This window comes from Clostridium sp. cel8 (assembly GCF_014050525.1).
Classification (GTDB): Bacteria; Bacillota; Clostridia; order Clostridiales; family Clostridiaceae; genus Clostridium_B.
The window spans coordinates 151560-167566 of record NZ_JACGAG010000002.1 but is presented as its reverse complement, the minus strand read 5'-3'; the positions used below and the strand labels follow the sequence as shown (position 1 = coordinate 167566).

Sequence of the window (16007 nt, the reverse complement as noted above, 5' to 3'; positions counted from 1 at the left end):
TTCTGAATAGAATATTTATAAAAATGATTATGATGTAGAAGATAAAAAGGTAAAAATAATATAGATATGGTTGAGAAGGTGACACAAATATTTAATATAAATAAAAAATTAGTTGCTATTTTAATTGGTATAATTACAATTATTGTTTTTTTTCAAGTTATGGATTCAGGAAAAGATAGTGCATCAGATGGAAACTCACCTGTTCATGGAAAAGTTATCGCTATACATAAAACATCAAAGTCTTCAGGTGAAAACTCTATAAGATATTCATATGTAGATGTAAAGATAACTTCCGGAAAAATGAAAGGTCAAATAATAAAGGTGCAGAATTCCGTAAGTGGTAAAATAAATGATGAAAATAGCAATACACAGAGTTTTGCAAGAGTGGGTGATAATGTACTTATAAATATTGATAACTATAAAAAGGGAGATCCAAATAGTGCATACATATATGAAATTGTTAGATACAGATATTTATATGAACTGGGAGCAGTATTTGTAATCTTACTTATAGCAATTGGTGGGTTAAAAGGGTTAAAGTCAGTAATAACTCTTGGAATAACTGGATTTGCAATAATGAAAATTTTAATACCTCTTGTAATTAAAGGTTTTAATCCTGTATATGTATCTACTGTAATATGCATATTTTTAATTGTAGTAAATCTAACTATAATAAGTGGAAAAAATAATAAGACACTGTCTGCTATTATAGGAACTTCAGGAGGAGTAATAATTGCAGGAGCAATAGCTATGTTTTCAAATTCGATTATTCGTGTAAATGGACTGACAGATGAAGAAATGCAGACTATAATATATACTGTTCAAAATGCAAATTTTAATTTTTCTGGATTACTATTTGCTGAGATAATAATGGGTGCCCTTGGTGCAGTTATGGACACAAGTATATCTATTGCATCTTCTATAAAGGAACTTAAATCTGCTAAGCCTGATATGAAAATGAAAGAACTTGTGAAGTCTGGAATGAATGTGGGAAAGGATATTATGGGAAGTATGTCTAACACTTTGATACTTGCCTATGCAGGTGGAGCTATGTATCTTATGATAATGATAGCTTCATATTCGTATACTACATCTATATCAACTGCTATAAATCAAGATATAATTGCAGCTGAAATTCTTAAAGCACTTGCTGGAAGTATAGGGCTTATATTTTCAATACCAATAACTGCATTTGCAGCGGCATATCTTATGAGCAGAAAGAAAAATGATTCTAAAAACAATGAAGATGAAATAGATGTTGATGTGCTATATGATAAATTTAAAAGTTTATTTTTGTGGAAAAAAGATAGAGAGTAAAGATCTTATTTGAAGTTTTACAAGTAACACTTATTTGTCCAATTTAATATATTGATACTAAAAAGAGTTATTTTAATAGATTAGGATGAAAAATTAGTATAATAGGAGGATAAAGAAGTGGATACTGTAATAAACTTTTATATAATTAATGATGAGGACTCTAAAGAAGTAATGGAACCTTATGAAAGCATAAAGTCTGACAATCCAATGTATTTTAATCTTAAACCTGATGATACAATAGTTTTGAAATCAGATAATGTTGAGTACTCAGTAGTTAAATGCGTAAAAAATTTACATGAGGGACAATTAAATATATATCTAGATAGAATAAAGAGTAAAGAAGAAATTATGGATGATATTGAAGAATTGGCAAACAAAACTTTAAAAAGCGTTCTTGAATCACTTAAGGATACATTTCAATCAAGTAGATAGTGAATTGTTAGCGGCCATTATAAATATAATGGTTGCTTTTTTTTATAAAAAATATTTGTAAAGTAAATTTAGTTATGATATTATATTAATATGTTAAAAAAGAAATATTATAATTGATTAAATTAATAATATGGTTATTTGATTTTCGGTTGAACAAATTATTATTTGATTCAAGAGATTTGAGACTTTTGGGGTGGGAAGTCCTTTTTAGAGGGCTTTCTATTATTTTATTCAATTTTAGGAGGAGTATCATGGAAAAGACATTATTTAGTATTGTACTAATACTTATATTCACTAAAGTAGGGGGGATAATAAGTAGAAAATTAAAAATGCCAGAGGTGCTAGGAGCTTTAATAGCCGGTGTAATATTAGGACCGGTAGTATTAAATCTTGTACAATATGATGACAACATAAAGCTACTTGCTAATCTTGGTGTAATTATGCTTATGTTTCTTGCAGGATTGGAAACTAATGTTGAAGAATTCAAAAAAGCAGGATTATCATCTCTACTAATTGCAATTGGAGGAATACTTCTTCCACTTATATTGGGAACTTTAAGCGCATATATGTTTTTTAATAATTTTTGGGAAAATATATTTGTTGGAGTAATACTTACGGCAACTAGTGTGAGTATTACAGTTGAAACACTTAAAGAACTTGGAAAATTGAATACAAAATCAGGTATAAACATTTTAGGAGCTGCTGTAATAGATGATATACTTGGACTTATGCTTATATCAATAGTATTAGCGGTAGCACAGACTTCTGATGCAGGAAGTACAGGTATGATGTCTATTGTATATGTATTTATAAAAATACTTTTGTTCTGTATATTTTCAATAATTGGAGTAGTATATTTTCCAAAGTATATAAATAAGTTTACAATTCGTATAAAGCCTGGAAAGGAACTTTTAACATTTGCAATAGCTTTTGCTATATTATTTGCATATATAGCAGAAACACTAGGTATAGCTGCAATTACAGGAGCATACATATGTGGCCTTATACTTTCATCCGTTGCATATAGGGACTACTTAGAGAGAAACATATCAGCAATTTCTTCTGGATTTTTATCTCTTATATTCTTTGCTAGTGTAGGAATTGAGGCAAATTTAAGTGGATTGAATTTAGAAGTGCTTTTAATTACTATAGTTATGTTTGTTATTGCAGTGCTTGGTAAAGTACTAGGCTGTGGTGGAGTTGCAAGACTTCTTAAGATGACAAGAAGTGAATCGCTGCAAATTGGAGCAGGTATGATTTCAAGAGGTGAAGTTGCAATAATAACTGCAAACATAGGACTTCAAGATAAAATAATATCCGAGGAAATATTTCTTCCAACTTTGATTGTTGTTATTTTGACTACAATTGTAACTCCTATACTGCTTAAATTGACATTTTCACATAAAAATGAAAAACGTATTGAGGAAATTTAATGGAGAAGACACAATATGAACATCACAATAATAGGAGTAGGAAAACTAAAGGAGAAATATTTAAAAAGTGCCATAGAGGAATATTCAAAAAGACTTTCAAGATATTGCAAGCTTAATATAATAGAAGTTCAAGATGAGAAGACACCAGATACTGCATCTAAAAAAGATGAAGAAATTATAAAGGATAAAGAAGGCAAAAGAATACTAAAACACATAAGTGACAGTATGTATGTAGTTGTACTTGATTTAAAGGGAAATATGATTACATCTAATGAATTTGCAGATTTCATAGGAGATTTGGGACTTAAGGGGAAAAGCAATATAGCGTTTGTAATAGGAGGCTCTCTTGGAATTTCCAGGGAAATTTTATGTAGAGCTGACTATAAATTATGTTTTTCCAAGATGACATTTCCACATCAACTTTTTAGGGTAATGCTTTTGGAGCAAATTTATAGAGGATTTAGGATAATTAGAGGTGAGCCGTAATTTACTGAATACATGACTCCAAATCACTCGTGTTTTTCATGTGTTATGCTAATAACAGAATGGAAACACAGGAAGGAGGCATGTTATTATGGGTAAAATAGCAGTATATACGAGGGTTTCCTCGGCACGGCAGGCGGCTGATGATGCTTATTCCTTAGATGTTCAAAAAGAGAGATGCATTTTTCTTTTGAAAAGTAAAGGATATAATGATGCAGATATTGACTTCTTTTGTGATGCTGGAATATCTGGAACAACTATACTAGAGAGAGACCAATTAAAAGAACTGTTGGAAAAGTTAGAAAAGGGGCAGTATGACGGGATTTGCTGCTATGATTTAAGCCGAATCAGTAGAAGCATTAGCCATACACTTCAGATTTTCAAATTATTGAAGGAAAATAATTTAAGGCTTTACACCTGTGATGGTGCTTTTAATGGGGACATAAATGGGCAAAATGCAAAAATTATGGTAAGTATTTACAGCATGCTTAATGAGTTATTTATTGACCAACTTAGGGAAAGGGTAATTGACGGTATGAGCAAATCTGTAGAAGCGGGGAATTATTTTGGAGGACCACCGCCCTATGGATACAAATATGAGTATTTCTCAGTAAAACAAGAGAATAACTTTCAGGAAAATCAAAACATTAAAACAAAGAAAAGAGATATAAAGAAGAGGCTTATTATAAATGAAGAAGAAAAACCTATTGTAGAATTGATTTTTAATTTATTTACTAAAGAAAAGTATAGTATAAAAAATGTAGCCCAGCACCTAAATTTACATGGTTATAAAACAAGGAAAGGAAAACAGTTTGCAACAGCAACTGTTCAAAAAATGTTAGAAAATCCCATTTATTGCGGGAGACTTTTCTGGGGAAAACGAAGGAAAAAGAAAAGTACTGAAGAAGGTGTAAGAATTTGGGAAAAGAAAACTATATATGATATTAACTTTCATGAGTTACCACTTGGAAATCATGAAGCGATTATTTCAGAAGATATCTTTCTAGAAACATTAGAGCGTTTGCGAAGTAGAAGAAAAGTTCGAATGAATCAGAATACAGCAAAATCCATGCGTGGAATTACAAAGCAACAGTTTGATGATGCAAATAAAAAAATGTTTATAAATATTTTAAGGTGTCCTGGATGCGGAGGAAGAATGACATCTTCCCTACAACCTGCACCAAAGTTGGCTAATGGTAAAAGAGGTAAGGCAAAAGTATATTATAAATGCAATAGTTATAATGCAGGACGAAATTACTGTGATGGTTATTATTCTGTGCAAGAAGAACGGGCATTTAACTTGATAAAAGAAGATTTTTTTAAACTACTTAAAGAAGCATTTATGTTAGTGAAAGAATATCAGCAGTATATTTACAAAAAATACGGAACTGATGAACAAATGCTTTTTGATAAGGAGATTGCCAAAATTAAAGATGAAATAAAGATACTTGAGAAAAATAAAACTAGGTTAGTATCAAAGTTGGATACTTTGATTGAACGCCAACTATTAGAGGATTCTGGAACCCTTAAATATAAAAGGCTTCAGAAAATGATAAATGACGCAGAAATTGATATTGCAAAAGTTCAACAACTAATAACGGAACAGCAAAATAATATCAAACAAGCAGAAAGACGTAAAGAAGCCTTGTTAAAGGAAAGTCGTGAACAAGAACAGTTTGACAATATAGAAGACTATTTTAATTCATTATCACTATTGCAAAAAAGACAACTACTTGAAAAAGTTTATTCAAGGATTGTAATAAACACCATCAGTAATGCAAGATATGGACCAAAAAAATTAGAAATTAAAGAAATTCAATATAATCAGTATTCCAGTATTATAGGGATTTGTAAGATTCTGGGGGTTCAGGATTTTAAAGAGTTTAATAACTATCTAAAAAAAACAAAGGGAATAGAATTAAACCTTTTACAACAATATTATGGTGATGCTGAAGAGTATATAAAAGATATAACAAAAGTAAATATGAGCAATAAATTTAGAAGTTATATAGAAGAATTAGATGCTGTTAGAGATAAAAATAATGATGAGTTCATAGAAGAACTTATTGATGAATGTTTAGAGGAAACTAAGCAAGTATCAGAAAATATAACGCTTGATGAAATAATCCAAAACTTTGATAAAAAGTATGAGGAATTAAAATTTAAGTATTTATTAAAAAGTACTAATCATGAAAAAGTTCTTAAAACCTAATGAATGATATATGCTTTAATTAAAAGTAGAGGGTTGAAATCGATAGTGTTCTCCGAGAGCCCACTCTACAATTATTCTATAATATATAGCAGTAGAAAATGAACCTTTTTAGTTATAATCAATTGATAACTAAAAGGTATTAATGTTTAATCAGGTCTGATTAGAATTCATATAAATAAGAATAAGGTGTTATTAAACTATAATCTTGTAAAAAGTTTATATACTATAATATTATTTCCAAATGTTGATTAATAGTAAAAATGACTTATATACTGAAAATTATAAAGTAAAAATATTATTAAAAGGCTTGAAATAATACCTTATAATTTATTACTCTATTATTACCTCCATTAAGAATTAATAACTATATAAAATTAAATAAGGTATTTATTGTAAAAAGGCATTATAAAAATGCCTTTTTACAATTTCAATTCAACATACTATTCCAATTTCTAATTCTTGGACATTTGTGATATAATTTTAATAAATGTTACATCCATGATTATGATTGAAACATTGGGAACGGGGTGAAATTGTGAATAAGAAAGATTTATCTGAAAGGGATATATGTTCCAAGTACATAACACCGTCTTTGATAAATGCAGGATGGGATTTAGAAAGACAAATTAGAGAAGAAGTCTCTTTTACTGATGGTAGAATTATAGTTAGAAAAAAATTAGTTACAAGAGGAGAGAGGAAAAGAGCGGACTATATACTCTATTATAAATCTAATATACCTCTTGCTATTATAGAAGCAAAAGATAATAAACATTCTGTGGGAGCAGGTATGCAGCAAGCATTAAATTATGCAGAAATATTAGATATACCTTTTGCATTTTCAAGCAATGGAGATGCATTTTTAGAACATGATAGGATGACTATTAAAGGGATAAAAGAAAAAGAGATACCACTTAATCAGTTCCCGTCACCTGAAGAATTATGGAATAGATATAAAAAAGCCAAAGGAATTAATGAGAGAGAAGAAGCAATTGTTGCACAGGAATATTACTTTGAGCAAGATGGAAAAACTCCAAGATATTATCAGCGAATTGCTATAAACAGGACTATAGAAGCAATTGCCAAAGGACAAAATCGAATTTTACTTGTAATGGCAACTGGTACAGGGAAAACCTATACAGCCTTCCAAATTATCTATAGGCTTTGGAAATCTAGGGCTAAAAAAAGAATCCTATTTTTAGCCGACAGGAATATATTAGTAGACCAGACTATGGCAAATGATTTTAAATATTTCGGTGATAAAATGACGAAAATCACCAATAGAAAAATAGATAAAGCCCATGAAATTTACTTAGCCCTATATCAAGGAATTTCAGGTGCAGAGGAGTTTAAAAATGTATATAAGCAGTTTTCACAAGACTTTTTTGATTTAGTCATCATTGATGAGTGCCATAGGGGAAGTGCAAAAGAAGATTCTGCATGGAGAGAAATATTAGAATACTTTCATCCTGCCACTCAGATAGGACTTACGGCTACTCCAAAGGAAACAAAAGATGTATCAAATATGGAATACTTTGGTAAACCTATTTATACTTACTCATTAAAGCAGGGGATTGAAGATGGTTTTCTTGCTCCATACAAAGTCATTAGGGTATTGTTAGATAGAGATGTAGAAGGTTATAGACCAGAAAAAGGGAAAAGGGATAAGTACGGTTTTGAAATTGAAGACAGAGAGTATAATATAAAAGATTATGATAAAAACTTAGTACTTGAAAACAGAACAAAGATTGTTGCTAAAAAAGTATCAGACTACTTAAAGAAGAATAATTCAAGGTTTGCAAAATCCATATTTTTCTGTGTAGATATTGAACATGCCGAAAGAATGAGACAGGCACTTGTCAATGAAAATGCAGATTTAGTAACAGAAAATCCTAAATATGTTATGCGAATTACTGGGGATAATGAAGAAGGAAAGGCTGAATTAGATAACTTTATTGACCCTGCGAGTAAATATCCTGTATTAGTTACAACTAGCAAATTAATGACTACAGGGGTAGATGCTCAAACTTGTGAATTTATCATTTTAGATGCTAATATAAATAGCATGATTGAATTCAAACAAATCATAGGAAGAGGTACAAGAATAAGAGAAGATTATGGAAAACAATATTTTACTATCATTGATTTTAGAGGAGTTACTAAATTATTTGCTGACCCAGACTTTGATGGAGACCCTGTAATTGTTAAGACTACTGAAGGAGACATCCCTATTGAAGAAGAGGAAGATGTTGTAGGTGGCGAAGGAGAATTAGGTGTCGAATATGAGTCTGAAGAAGACTGTGGAGAAGGTATTCCTCCTGAAATTATAGATGGTGGAGATATTAATGAAACTCCAGCCAAATACTATGTAAATGATGTTCCTGTAAAGGTAATACACGAAAGAGTTTATTACTATGATAAGGACGGCAAACTGATAACTGAATCATTGATTTCTTATACTAAGAAAAATATTAAAAATGAATTTAAAACTCTTGATGAGTTTCTAACAAAATGGAAGAAAGCGGAGAGAAAGGAAGCCATCATAAAAGAATTAGAAGAGAGAGGGGTATTCATTGAAGAACTTAAAGATGAAGTAGGAAAGGACTTGGACCCCTTTGACCTGATTTGTCATGTAGCCTTTGATATGCCACCTTTATCAAGGAAAGAAAGGGCTAATAATGTAAAGAAGAGAAACTATTTTACAAAATACGGCGAAAGTGCAAGAGAAGTGTTAGAAGCACTTTTAGATAAGTATGCTGATGAGGGGATTGAAAATCTTGAGAATTTAGAAATACTTAAAGTTCCTGACTTTAAAAAATTTGGTTCTCCTATCGAAATAGTTAAACGATTTGGTGGGAAGAAAAAATACTTAGAAGCAATTAAAGAATTAGAAAAAGAAATATATACTGCATAGATTAGGAGGGTGAAGTACAAATGTCGATATCTGCAACAATTAAAGCAGTTCAAGATATTATGCGCCAAGACGCTGGCGTAGATGGAGATGCACAAAGAATATCTCAACTTGTTTGGATGATATTTTTGAAGGTGTTTGATGCAAAAGAAGAAGAATGGGAACTTATGGATGATAATTACACTCCAATTATTCCAGAAGGATTGCGCTGGAGGGATTGGGCTGCAAATGATGAAGGTATTACAGGTGATGAACTTTTAGATTTTGTAAATAATAAACTTTTTAAGGAGTTAAAAGAAATAAAATTGGATGAAAGCAGCAATCCAAAGGCATTTATCGTAAAGGCTGTTTTTGAGGATTCTTATAATTATATGAAGTCTGGAACTTTAATGAGGCAAGTAATCAATAAGTTAAATGAAATAGATTTTACAACACAAAAAGACAGGCATTTATTTAATGATATTTACGAGAGCATACTAAGGGATTTGCAAAGTGCAGGAAATGCAGGAGAATACTACACTCCAAGGGCTGTGACCCAATTTATGGTAGATATGGTTAATCCACAATTAGGAGAAAAGGTTTTAGACTTTGCTTGTGGTACAGGTGGATTTTTAGTATGTGCATTAGAACATTTGAAAAAGCAAGTAAAAAATATAGAGGATGAGAAAACATTACAGGAATCTATACTGGGTATTGAAAAAAAACCTTTACCATACATGCTGGGCGTAACTAATTTGATTTTACATGATATAGATAGTCCCAAGATAAAACATGATAACTCTTTGACTCGTAATGTAAGAGATTATAAACCTATAGATAAAGTAGATATTATTGTAACAAATCCACCTTTTGGTGGCATTGAGGAAGATGGTATACAGGTTAACTTTCCTCACCAATTTCAAACAAAGGAAACTGCTGACCTTTTTATGGTGCTTTTAATGTATCTTTTAAAAGATACTGGAAGGGCTGCAATTGTATTGCCGGATGGATTCCTTTTTGGTGAAGGTGTAAAGACCACCATAAAAGAGAAATTGCTGGAGGAGTTTAATCTGCATACAATAGTAAGGCTGCCTAATGGCGTATTTGCTCCATATACAGATATAAATACTAATTTACTATTCTTTGAAAAAGGAAAGTCGACAAAAGAAATTTGGTATTTTGAGCATCCATTGCCAAAAGGATATAAAAAATATACAAAGACTAAACCAATAAGACATGAAGAGTTTGAACTTGAAAAACAGTGGTGGAATAACAGAAAAGAAAATCAATATGCTTGGAAGGTTAGTATAGAGGAGATAAAGGGCAGGAATTATAATTTGGATATAAAAAATTCCAATAAACAAACTGAAGAATTTGTTCCCTCGACTAATGAATTAATAGATAGAATAGATAAGAATTTAGAAAAGAGTAAGAATTTACTTTATGAATTAAAAGGAGTATTGAACAATGGATAGTAAATTCTTTAAAATAGGAGATATTTTTAACGTTGAAAAAGGATTAGTCCAAAGTTCTAAAAATGTTGATGGACAATTCGATTTTATAACTGCAAGTGCAGAATGGAAAACACATAATGAGTATTCGCATGACTGTGAAGCATTAGTTTTTGCAGCGGGCGCAGCAGGTTCTTTAGGTAGAACTCATTATGTAAATGGAAAGTTTATAGCCAGTGATTTATGTTTTGTCTTAACACCTAAAGATAATTTAATAGATAAAGTTGATTTGAAGTTTTATTTTTATTATTTCAAATTAAATAGAGATACTATAGTTAAGAGTATTGCTACTGGAACCTCAAAGTTGGCTATAAATATGAAGAATTTTAAAAACTATTGCATACCTTTACCAAGTATAGAATATCAAAAACTAGGAAGGGAAAGAATAGAAGAAGTTGAACCTAAGATTAATGAATTAAATTTGATTTTTAAAAAAAATTTGACTTATATAACTAAACTCCGTCAAAGCATTCTTCAAGAAGCCGTACAGGGTAAACTAGTACCACAAGACCCTGATGATGAACCAGCAAGTGTTCTTTTAGAAAGAATAAAAGAAGAAAAAGAACGACTAATAAAGGAAAAGAAAATAAAAAAACAAAAACCTCTTCCACCCATTACAGAAGATGAAATTCCATATGAATTGCCAAAGGGATGGGAATGGGTGAGATTAGGAGAAATATGTTCTTTAATAACAGATGGTACACATAGTACTCCTAACTATGTTTCAAAGGGAGTTCCATTTTTATCTGTTAAAGATATTAGTAATGGATTTATTGATTTTAATCATACAAGATTTATTACTCAACAAGAGCATGAAGAATTAATAAAAAGGTGCAAACCAGAGTATGGAGATGTATTATTAACTAAAGTTGGTACTACAGGAATAGCAAAAGTAATAGATACGAAAAGAGAATTTAGCATTTTTGTAAGTTTAGCGTTACTAAAGATAATTCATAACACACTTTATCCATACTATATTGAATACATGCTTAACTCTCCATTAGGAAAGAAACAATCTGAAGAAAATACACAAGGTATTGGTAATAAAAATCTGGTTATAAAATGTATAAAGAATTTTATAGTACCATTACCCCCACTAAATGAACAAAAACGCATTGTAGAAAAAGCAAACCAATTAATGACTTTATGTGATGAACTTGAAAAAAATATTGAACAATCAAAAAAAGATAGTGAATTATTAATGCAATCTGTTTTACAAGAAGCATTTAAGGAAGCATAACAAAGGGCTTTTGGGCTTAACCTGAAAGCCTTTTTGCGTAGTTAGAATAGAAATTAAAAAAAGGACCTTACAACTTGGACATCATGCGCTATATTATGTTTAGAAGCATTACATAAAAAGTAAGCAATGGATGCTTGTACTGCTGATAAATTCCTGAGTAATGTCCAACATTTTATTTGATTTTAGTAATAATACTGTAAACCTAGAGATACCAAGGTTTATAGATTATTTGAAGTTGGACGTTATGAATATATTGTCCAAGTTTAAGGAGGGTTTTATGGATACTACGATAAAATATTTTACTCAAGATGAGTTAAAAAGGCTGTTTAAAACAATACAAAAATCTAATGATAGACATGCACTTCGCAACTTGTGTATATTTAGAGTAGCATACCGGTGTGGACTTCGAGCGTCAGAAGTTGGACTATTAAAATTGGAATACTACAATAAATTAAAAGGAGAATTATACTGTAAGCGACTAAAAGGTAGTTGGAATAATACAATAGCCCTAGACAAAGAAACTACCAAAGTTTTAAATAGGTATATAAAAGAATATGGAATAAAAGAAGAAGCAGAGTTGCTTTTTAAAAGTCAAGAACAAAAGCCAATATCAAGGAAAACGCTGGACTATTTGATAAAGCGATACTGCAAAATAGCAAAAATAAAAGATAAGAGTAAATGGCATTTCCACTGTTTGAAGCATTCAATTGCGGTACACCTTGCTGAATCCGACTTAGATATTAAAGAAGTTAAGTTTTGGCTTTCCCATAAATCTGTGAACTCTACACTTTGCTACTTTCAGTTTACTTCTTCACAGCAAAAAACTATGCTGGAAAAATTAGAAAGACATAATATGCTGGTATAAAGATACAAGCACAAATAGACCATTGTGTATTTCACTTTGAAAAAATACATAATGGCCTTGATTTGTGTATATTAATTTGAGTTTAACACGTGTTAAAGGTTGTTATATGGTTATTTTAGGTGATAGTTGTAGTTATAGTTATTTTAAATAGGGATTAATTTTCCCTATGATATATACAGACTATATAAACGCTATCCACCTCCATCTTCATGAAAATATGCTTCTGCGGTAAATACTGAGGTCAATGCTATAGGTTTTATATAATAATTTTTTAGAGGTACATTACACAATTTTAAAATAGTTATTAGTAAAAATATTTTTAAAAGAGAAAATTGGAAGGTTGATTTAGTTGGTTTTTCAAAATTTGTAAAATTAATTTTTTTATTTACTTTATCTGAAAGGAATATAGGGTTAATTTTCTTTTTCTTTAATATCCTTAGATAATTATTTTTTGTTCTTTTGGAATATTTTGTATTAATGACACATTCAGAGTTTTCGTTTAAATCAGTAATGAATTCGATTAAATTTCTAGCCTTTACTTTACCAAATTCTTTTTTTATTTTACTTATGGTTTCTGTTTTATACAAAAAGGGATTATCAAGACCAATGGTTTTCATAACTGCTACAAGTATATTTTTGCAGAAATTTTTTCTCAGAACATCTTTTACTTTTCTGTTATTTTTAAAGCCATATTTTAGGGAATACTTCTTTAGTTGATATTCAAACCTTATGACATTTTCAATATTATTTATCGATAAATCCTCAACTGATATTGCAGAGGGCTTATTATCAGCCCTAAATTTTATTTCATCTGATTTGCTATAAATATTAATAGAACGACTCTTGTTTCTAGCCTGTATTCCCGTTGGATACGTGTATTTTTTCAGTCTAGGATAATTTAGTTTCTTAATGCACTCTAAGTAAGCGATTTTATCTTTTATATTATCCGTATGTATATGAACAAAGGGATGAATTTCATTACAAGTCCAGTTTTCAAATGAATTTATCTTGCTACTTGAGGGGAAAAGTTTTTTAATTTTACGATTTACTAACTTGATTATTAGATTTGCATTATCCAAGTCAAATTCTTTAGCGTTTGTCCCATAATAAAATTTTGAAATACTGAATTTAATCAACAGTATTCCCTGAGGAAAGTACCAAAATAGGAGATGCTTATCCTTCTTAAAATAAGAAACAGTACCATCCTTTCTATTTACCCATTTCCTCCAGTCATTCTTTATAAGGTAATTTATATTAATATTGGTATATGTGTATGCTCGGATAGTGTCGACGGATATCATGTATTCACCTCCTTTCTCTAATCTTTTTAGAGATTTGGAGGTAATTTTACATATCATCTTCTGAGATTCAAATTTTTAGGCCAAATATTTTAAAAAATTTTAACTGCATCCAATATCCAGAGGCATCTAAGACGAAAGATAGAATAAGACTTTTGCTGCATGACACTCATTTCCCAACAGGCGGTGAATTAAAAGAGTAGGTATTACGTCATGTTATAAGAAGATATGCTCCTGAACATATTAAATTTTCTAGTGGTTTTATTCATAATGGTGAAGTATGTTCTAATCAAGTAGATATATTAGTATATAATAGTAAATATCCTGTTTTATTTAAGGAAGGTGACTTATTTGGTAATAATAGAGTTCTTTAAATATTCTGATGTGCTATTCACAAACAAAAAAATCATGTTATATCATGTTATTTTAAGAAATATGAAGAAAAACACAGATATATTAAGAATACATTATAATATGGTTGAATTTGAACAAAATTGATGTTATTATTTTATTAAATACTTCAATAAGAGAAAGGAACTACAAATTATGATTTACAAGAAAATAGATTGGCAGAGTGTGATAAAGGAATTTAATAATTTATCGTATGAAAAAAGAAAACTAATTTGCAATTCAAACGGGATTTTTCAAAATACATATAATGAAAATACTAATAAAAGTGACATAGAGTTATTAACCTGTAAATTAATAGGTATTCCGTTTTATGTGTATAAAAAAGAAAAAGAAGTTATGCGTTCTTGGATTCAGGGGATAGATAAATATAAGAATTTAATGAAAATAGATTTACACGATAGTGTTAAAGATTTTATGACAAATTCCTATTTGAATTCAGACTATACAATTACAAAGATAAAAGAAAATGAACAGAAATTATATCATAATCAGATGAAAACACAATTTAATAATTTAGACTTTAGGCTGAGACAATTATTATGTAATATTAATGGAATAATAAATTGTTCCGAAAAGGACAATTATCTGATTATTGATGAAATTTTAGATGGCAAGTTTTTTTCAATTAATAAGGAAAAAAGTTTCTTTGAAATTAATGCAGAAAAATTAGATAAAGAAGGAAATATGGTAAGATTAGTTTTTAATCAACTAATTAATAATTTTTTTAACACTTATGATATTAATTCAGGATATAAAGCAGTTATTCACTGACTATTATTTGAGGATAAGATGAAAATATGAGAGAAATAAAAATATATACAGATGGTTCTTTTAAGAAAAACAAAGCAGGAATTAGTTTTTTAATAATTAGCCCAGATAAAAATAAAATACTTGGATATACAAATTTAAGGTGTAAAAAAAATATACAAGCAGAATTACAGGCTGTAATACATGCACTGCAGTATTTATTACATATTGATATGAGTCTTGAAAATCAAAAAATAGAGATTATAACAGATGAAATATCTATTGTAGAAGTTTTCAGCAGCCAAAAGTATAAAATATGGGATGCTTGCCAGTGGAAAAAAGAAAATGGTGGGGCTGTAATAAAATGTGCCAGGGAATGGTTTATATTATCATGTCTAGTTAAAAAGATTGGGGATATGACAATACGCTTTACTAAAACATCTAAAGAGGATAGACAAAATAAATTAGTACATGGCTATGCAAATTATGCAAGAAAACTGCAATTCTGCAAGAAAAACTTTATATATATAATGGAAGCAGAGAATAATGAAGATTTTGTATTCAAAGAGAAAGTAAACGTTTCTGAAAACAAAGAAGTGATTGAAATACTCAATATGAAAAGACCGTGGAAAAGTAATAAGTATAAAGCAGATTTTAAGTGGTACATAGAAGGACAGCATGAGATAGTATATATCGATACGAATGACATAGTTATTACGGAAGAAAGTCATTTAAATTGCAACAGTTTATATTTTAGTACATTATTTCGCACTGCAGCAGAGTCTCATAAGATTTCATATCCTATTGCAGTAAGACCACTAGGAAATGGAAAGTATTCACTGGTAGTGGGGATAACACGGTTAATTACAGCAAAATTATTTAATATACCGAGGATACCTTGCGTGCTAACAGATTTATCCCATCAAGAATTTATTAAGAAATGTTTAATAAATGCAGATAGAAAGTAGGTTGTCGAAAAAGGTTTTTTGACTGACAGAGTATAGAGAAACAAAAATTATTTAAATAGTAAGTTAAAGTGATTTTAGAATCGTTTTTCTTAATAGAAAATATAAAAAGAAAAATAAATGAGAAATGAACCTTTTACCCACCTATAACATAGAGAAGCAGACTTGAAATTAAATATTTAAGATAGAAATGGTTTTATCTAATC

12 protein-coding genes and 1 other annotated feature are annotated in these 16007 nt (G+C 29.7%); of the genes, 11 read left to right on the top strand and 1 reads right to left on the bottom strand.

Annotated features, from left to right (window positions below):
• Positions 1-66 precede the first annotated feature (66 nt).
• The 9 genes from H2684_RS02945 (at position 67) to H2684_RS02905 (ending at position 12380) form a co-directional block, all read left to right on the top strand.
• On the top strand, positions 67-1317 hold the full coding sequence (locus H2684_RS02945; protein ID WP_182087867.1) for a YibE/F family protein: 1251 nt from the start codon (positions 67-69) through the stop codon (positions 1315-1317).
• A gap of 117 nt (positions 1318-1434) precedes the next feature.
• Positions 1435-1749 carry a hypothetical protein gene (locus H2684_RS02940; protein ID WP_182087866.1) on the top strand — a complete coding sequence of 105 codons (315 nt, stop codon included), beginning with the start codon at positions 1435-1437 and terminating at the stop codon, positions 1747-1749.
• Between the two features lie 147 nt (positions 1750-1896).
• Positions 1897-1952, top strand: a sequence feature (sodium ion sensor (DUF1646 type); this cis-regulatory element may regulate processes involved in with the transportation of sodium ions).
• Positions 1953-2000: 48 nt separating this feature from the next.
• Entirely contained in the window at positions 2001-3182 is a 1182-nt protein-coding gene (locus H2684_RS02935) for a cation:proton antiporter (protein WP_182087865.1), read from the top strand.
• 15 nt (positions 3183-3197) lie between these two features.
• Positions 3198-3668: a 23S rRNA (pseudouridine(1915)-N(3))-methyltransferase RlmH gene (gene rlmH / locus H2684_RS02930; protein WP_182087864.1), complete on the top strand. Its 471-nt coding sequence runs from the start codon at positions 3198-3200 to the stop codon at positions 3666-3668.
• A gap of 88 nt (positions 3669-3756) precedes the next feature.
• A complete protein-coding gene (locus H2684_RS02925; protein ID WP_182087863.1) occupies positions 3757-5877 on the top strand; it encodes a recombinase family protein in 2121 nt (706 codons plus the stop codon).
• Between the two features lie 535 nt (positions 5878-6412).
• The gene (locus tag H2684_RS02920) at positions 6413-8788 is read left to right on the top strand and encodes a DEAD/DEAH box helicase family protein (RefSeq protein ID WP_182087862.1); all 2376 of its coding nucleotides are present in this window, start codon (positions 6413-6415) and stop codon (positions 8786-8788) included.
• A 20-nt stretch (positions 8789-8808) separates the two neighbouring features.
• Positions 8809-10239: a class I SAM-dependent DNA methyltransferase gene (locus H2684_RS02915; protein WP_182087861.1), complete on the top strand. Its 1431-nt coding sequence runs from the start codon at positions 8809-8811 to the stop codon at positions 10237-10239.
• A complete protein-coding gene (locus H2684_RS02910) occupies positions 10232-11515 on the top strand; it encodes a restriction endonuclease subunit S (RefSeq protein WP_207719364.1) in 1284 nt (427 codons plus the stop codon). Before H2684_RS02915 ends, H2684_RS02910 begins: the two co-directional genes overlap by 8 nt.
• A gap of 277 nt (positions 11516-11792) precedes the next feature.
• Positions 11793-12380 (top strand): tyrosine-type recombinase/integrase, encoded by a 588-nt coding sequence (locus H2684_RS02905; protein ID WP_182087860.1) that lies wholly within the window; start codon positions 11793-11795, stop codon positions 12378-12380.
• 191 nt (positions 12381-12571) lie between these two features.
• Here H2684_RS02905 and H2684_RS02900 read toward each other — a convergent pair whose 3' ends face one another.
• Positions 12572-13681, bottom strand: a complete 1110-nt coding sequence (locus H2684_RS02900; protein WP_182087859.1) for a hypothetical protein — start codon at positions 13679-13681, stop codon at positions 12572-12574.
• Positions 13682-14224: 543 nt separating this feature from the next.
• Between H2684_RS02900 and H2684_RS02895 the strand changes: the two genes are divergently transcribed.
• Positions 14225-14860: a hypothetical protein gene (locus H2684_RS02895; protein ID WP_182087858.1), complete on the top strand. Its 636-nt coding sequence runs from the start codon at positions 14225-14227 to the stop codon at positions 14858-14860.
• A 26-nt stretch (positions 14861-14886) separates the two neighbouring features.
• Positions 14887-15804 carry an RNase H family protein gene (locus H2684_RS02890; RefSeq protein WP_182087857.1) on the top strand — a complete coding sequence of 306 codons (918 nt, stop codon included), beginning with the start codon at positions 14887-14889 and terminating at the stop codon, positions 15802-15804.
• Positions 15805-16007 lie beyond the last annotated feature (203 nt).

Coding starts and splice junctions, on each gene's coding strand:
- H2684_RS02945 (WP_182087867.1), top strand. CDS start 67: ATGGTTGAGAAGGTGACACAAATATTTAATATAAATAAAAAATTAGTT.
- H2684_RS02910 (WP_207719364.1), top strand. CDS start 10,232: ATGGATAGTAAATTCTTTAAAATAGGAGATATTTTTAACGTTGAAAAA.
- H2684_RS02915 (WP_182087861.1), top strand. CDS start 8,809: ATGTCGATATCTGCAACAATTAAAGCAGTTCAAGATATTATGCGCCAA.
- H2684_RS02935 (WP_182087865.1), top strand. CDS start 2,001: ATGGAAAAGACATTATTTAGTATTGTACTAATACTTATATTCACTAAA.
- H2684_RS02925 (WP_182087863.1), top strand. CDS start 3,757: ATGGGTAAAATAGCAGTATATACGAGGGTTTCCTCGGCACGGCAGGCG.
- H2684_RS02890 (WP_182087857.1), top strand. CDS start 14,887: ATGAGAGAAATAAAAATATATACAGATGGTTCTTTTAAGAAAAACAAA.
- H2684_RS02900 (WP_182087859.1), bottom strand. CDS start 13,681: ATGATATCCGTCGACACTATCCGAGCATACACATATACCAATATTAAT.
- rlmH (WP_182087864.1), top strand. CDS start 3,198: ATGAACATCACAATAATAGGAGTAGGAAAACTAAAGGAGAAATATTTA.
- H2684_RS02905 (WP_182087860.1), top strand. CDS start 11,793: ATGGATACTACGATAAAATATTTTACTCAAGATGAGTTAAAAAGGCTG.
- H2684_RS02895 (WP_182087858.1), top strand. CDS start 14,225: ATGATTTACAAGAAAATAGATTGGCAGAGTGTGATAAAGGAATTTAAT.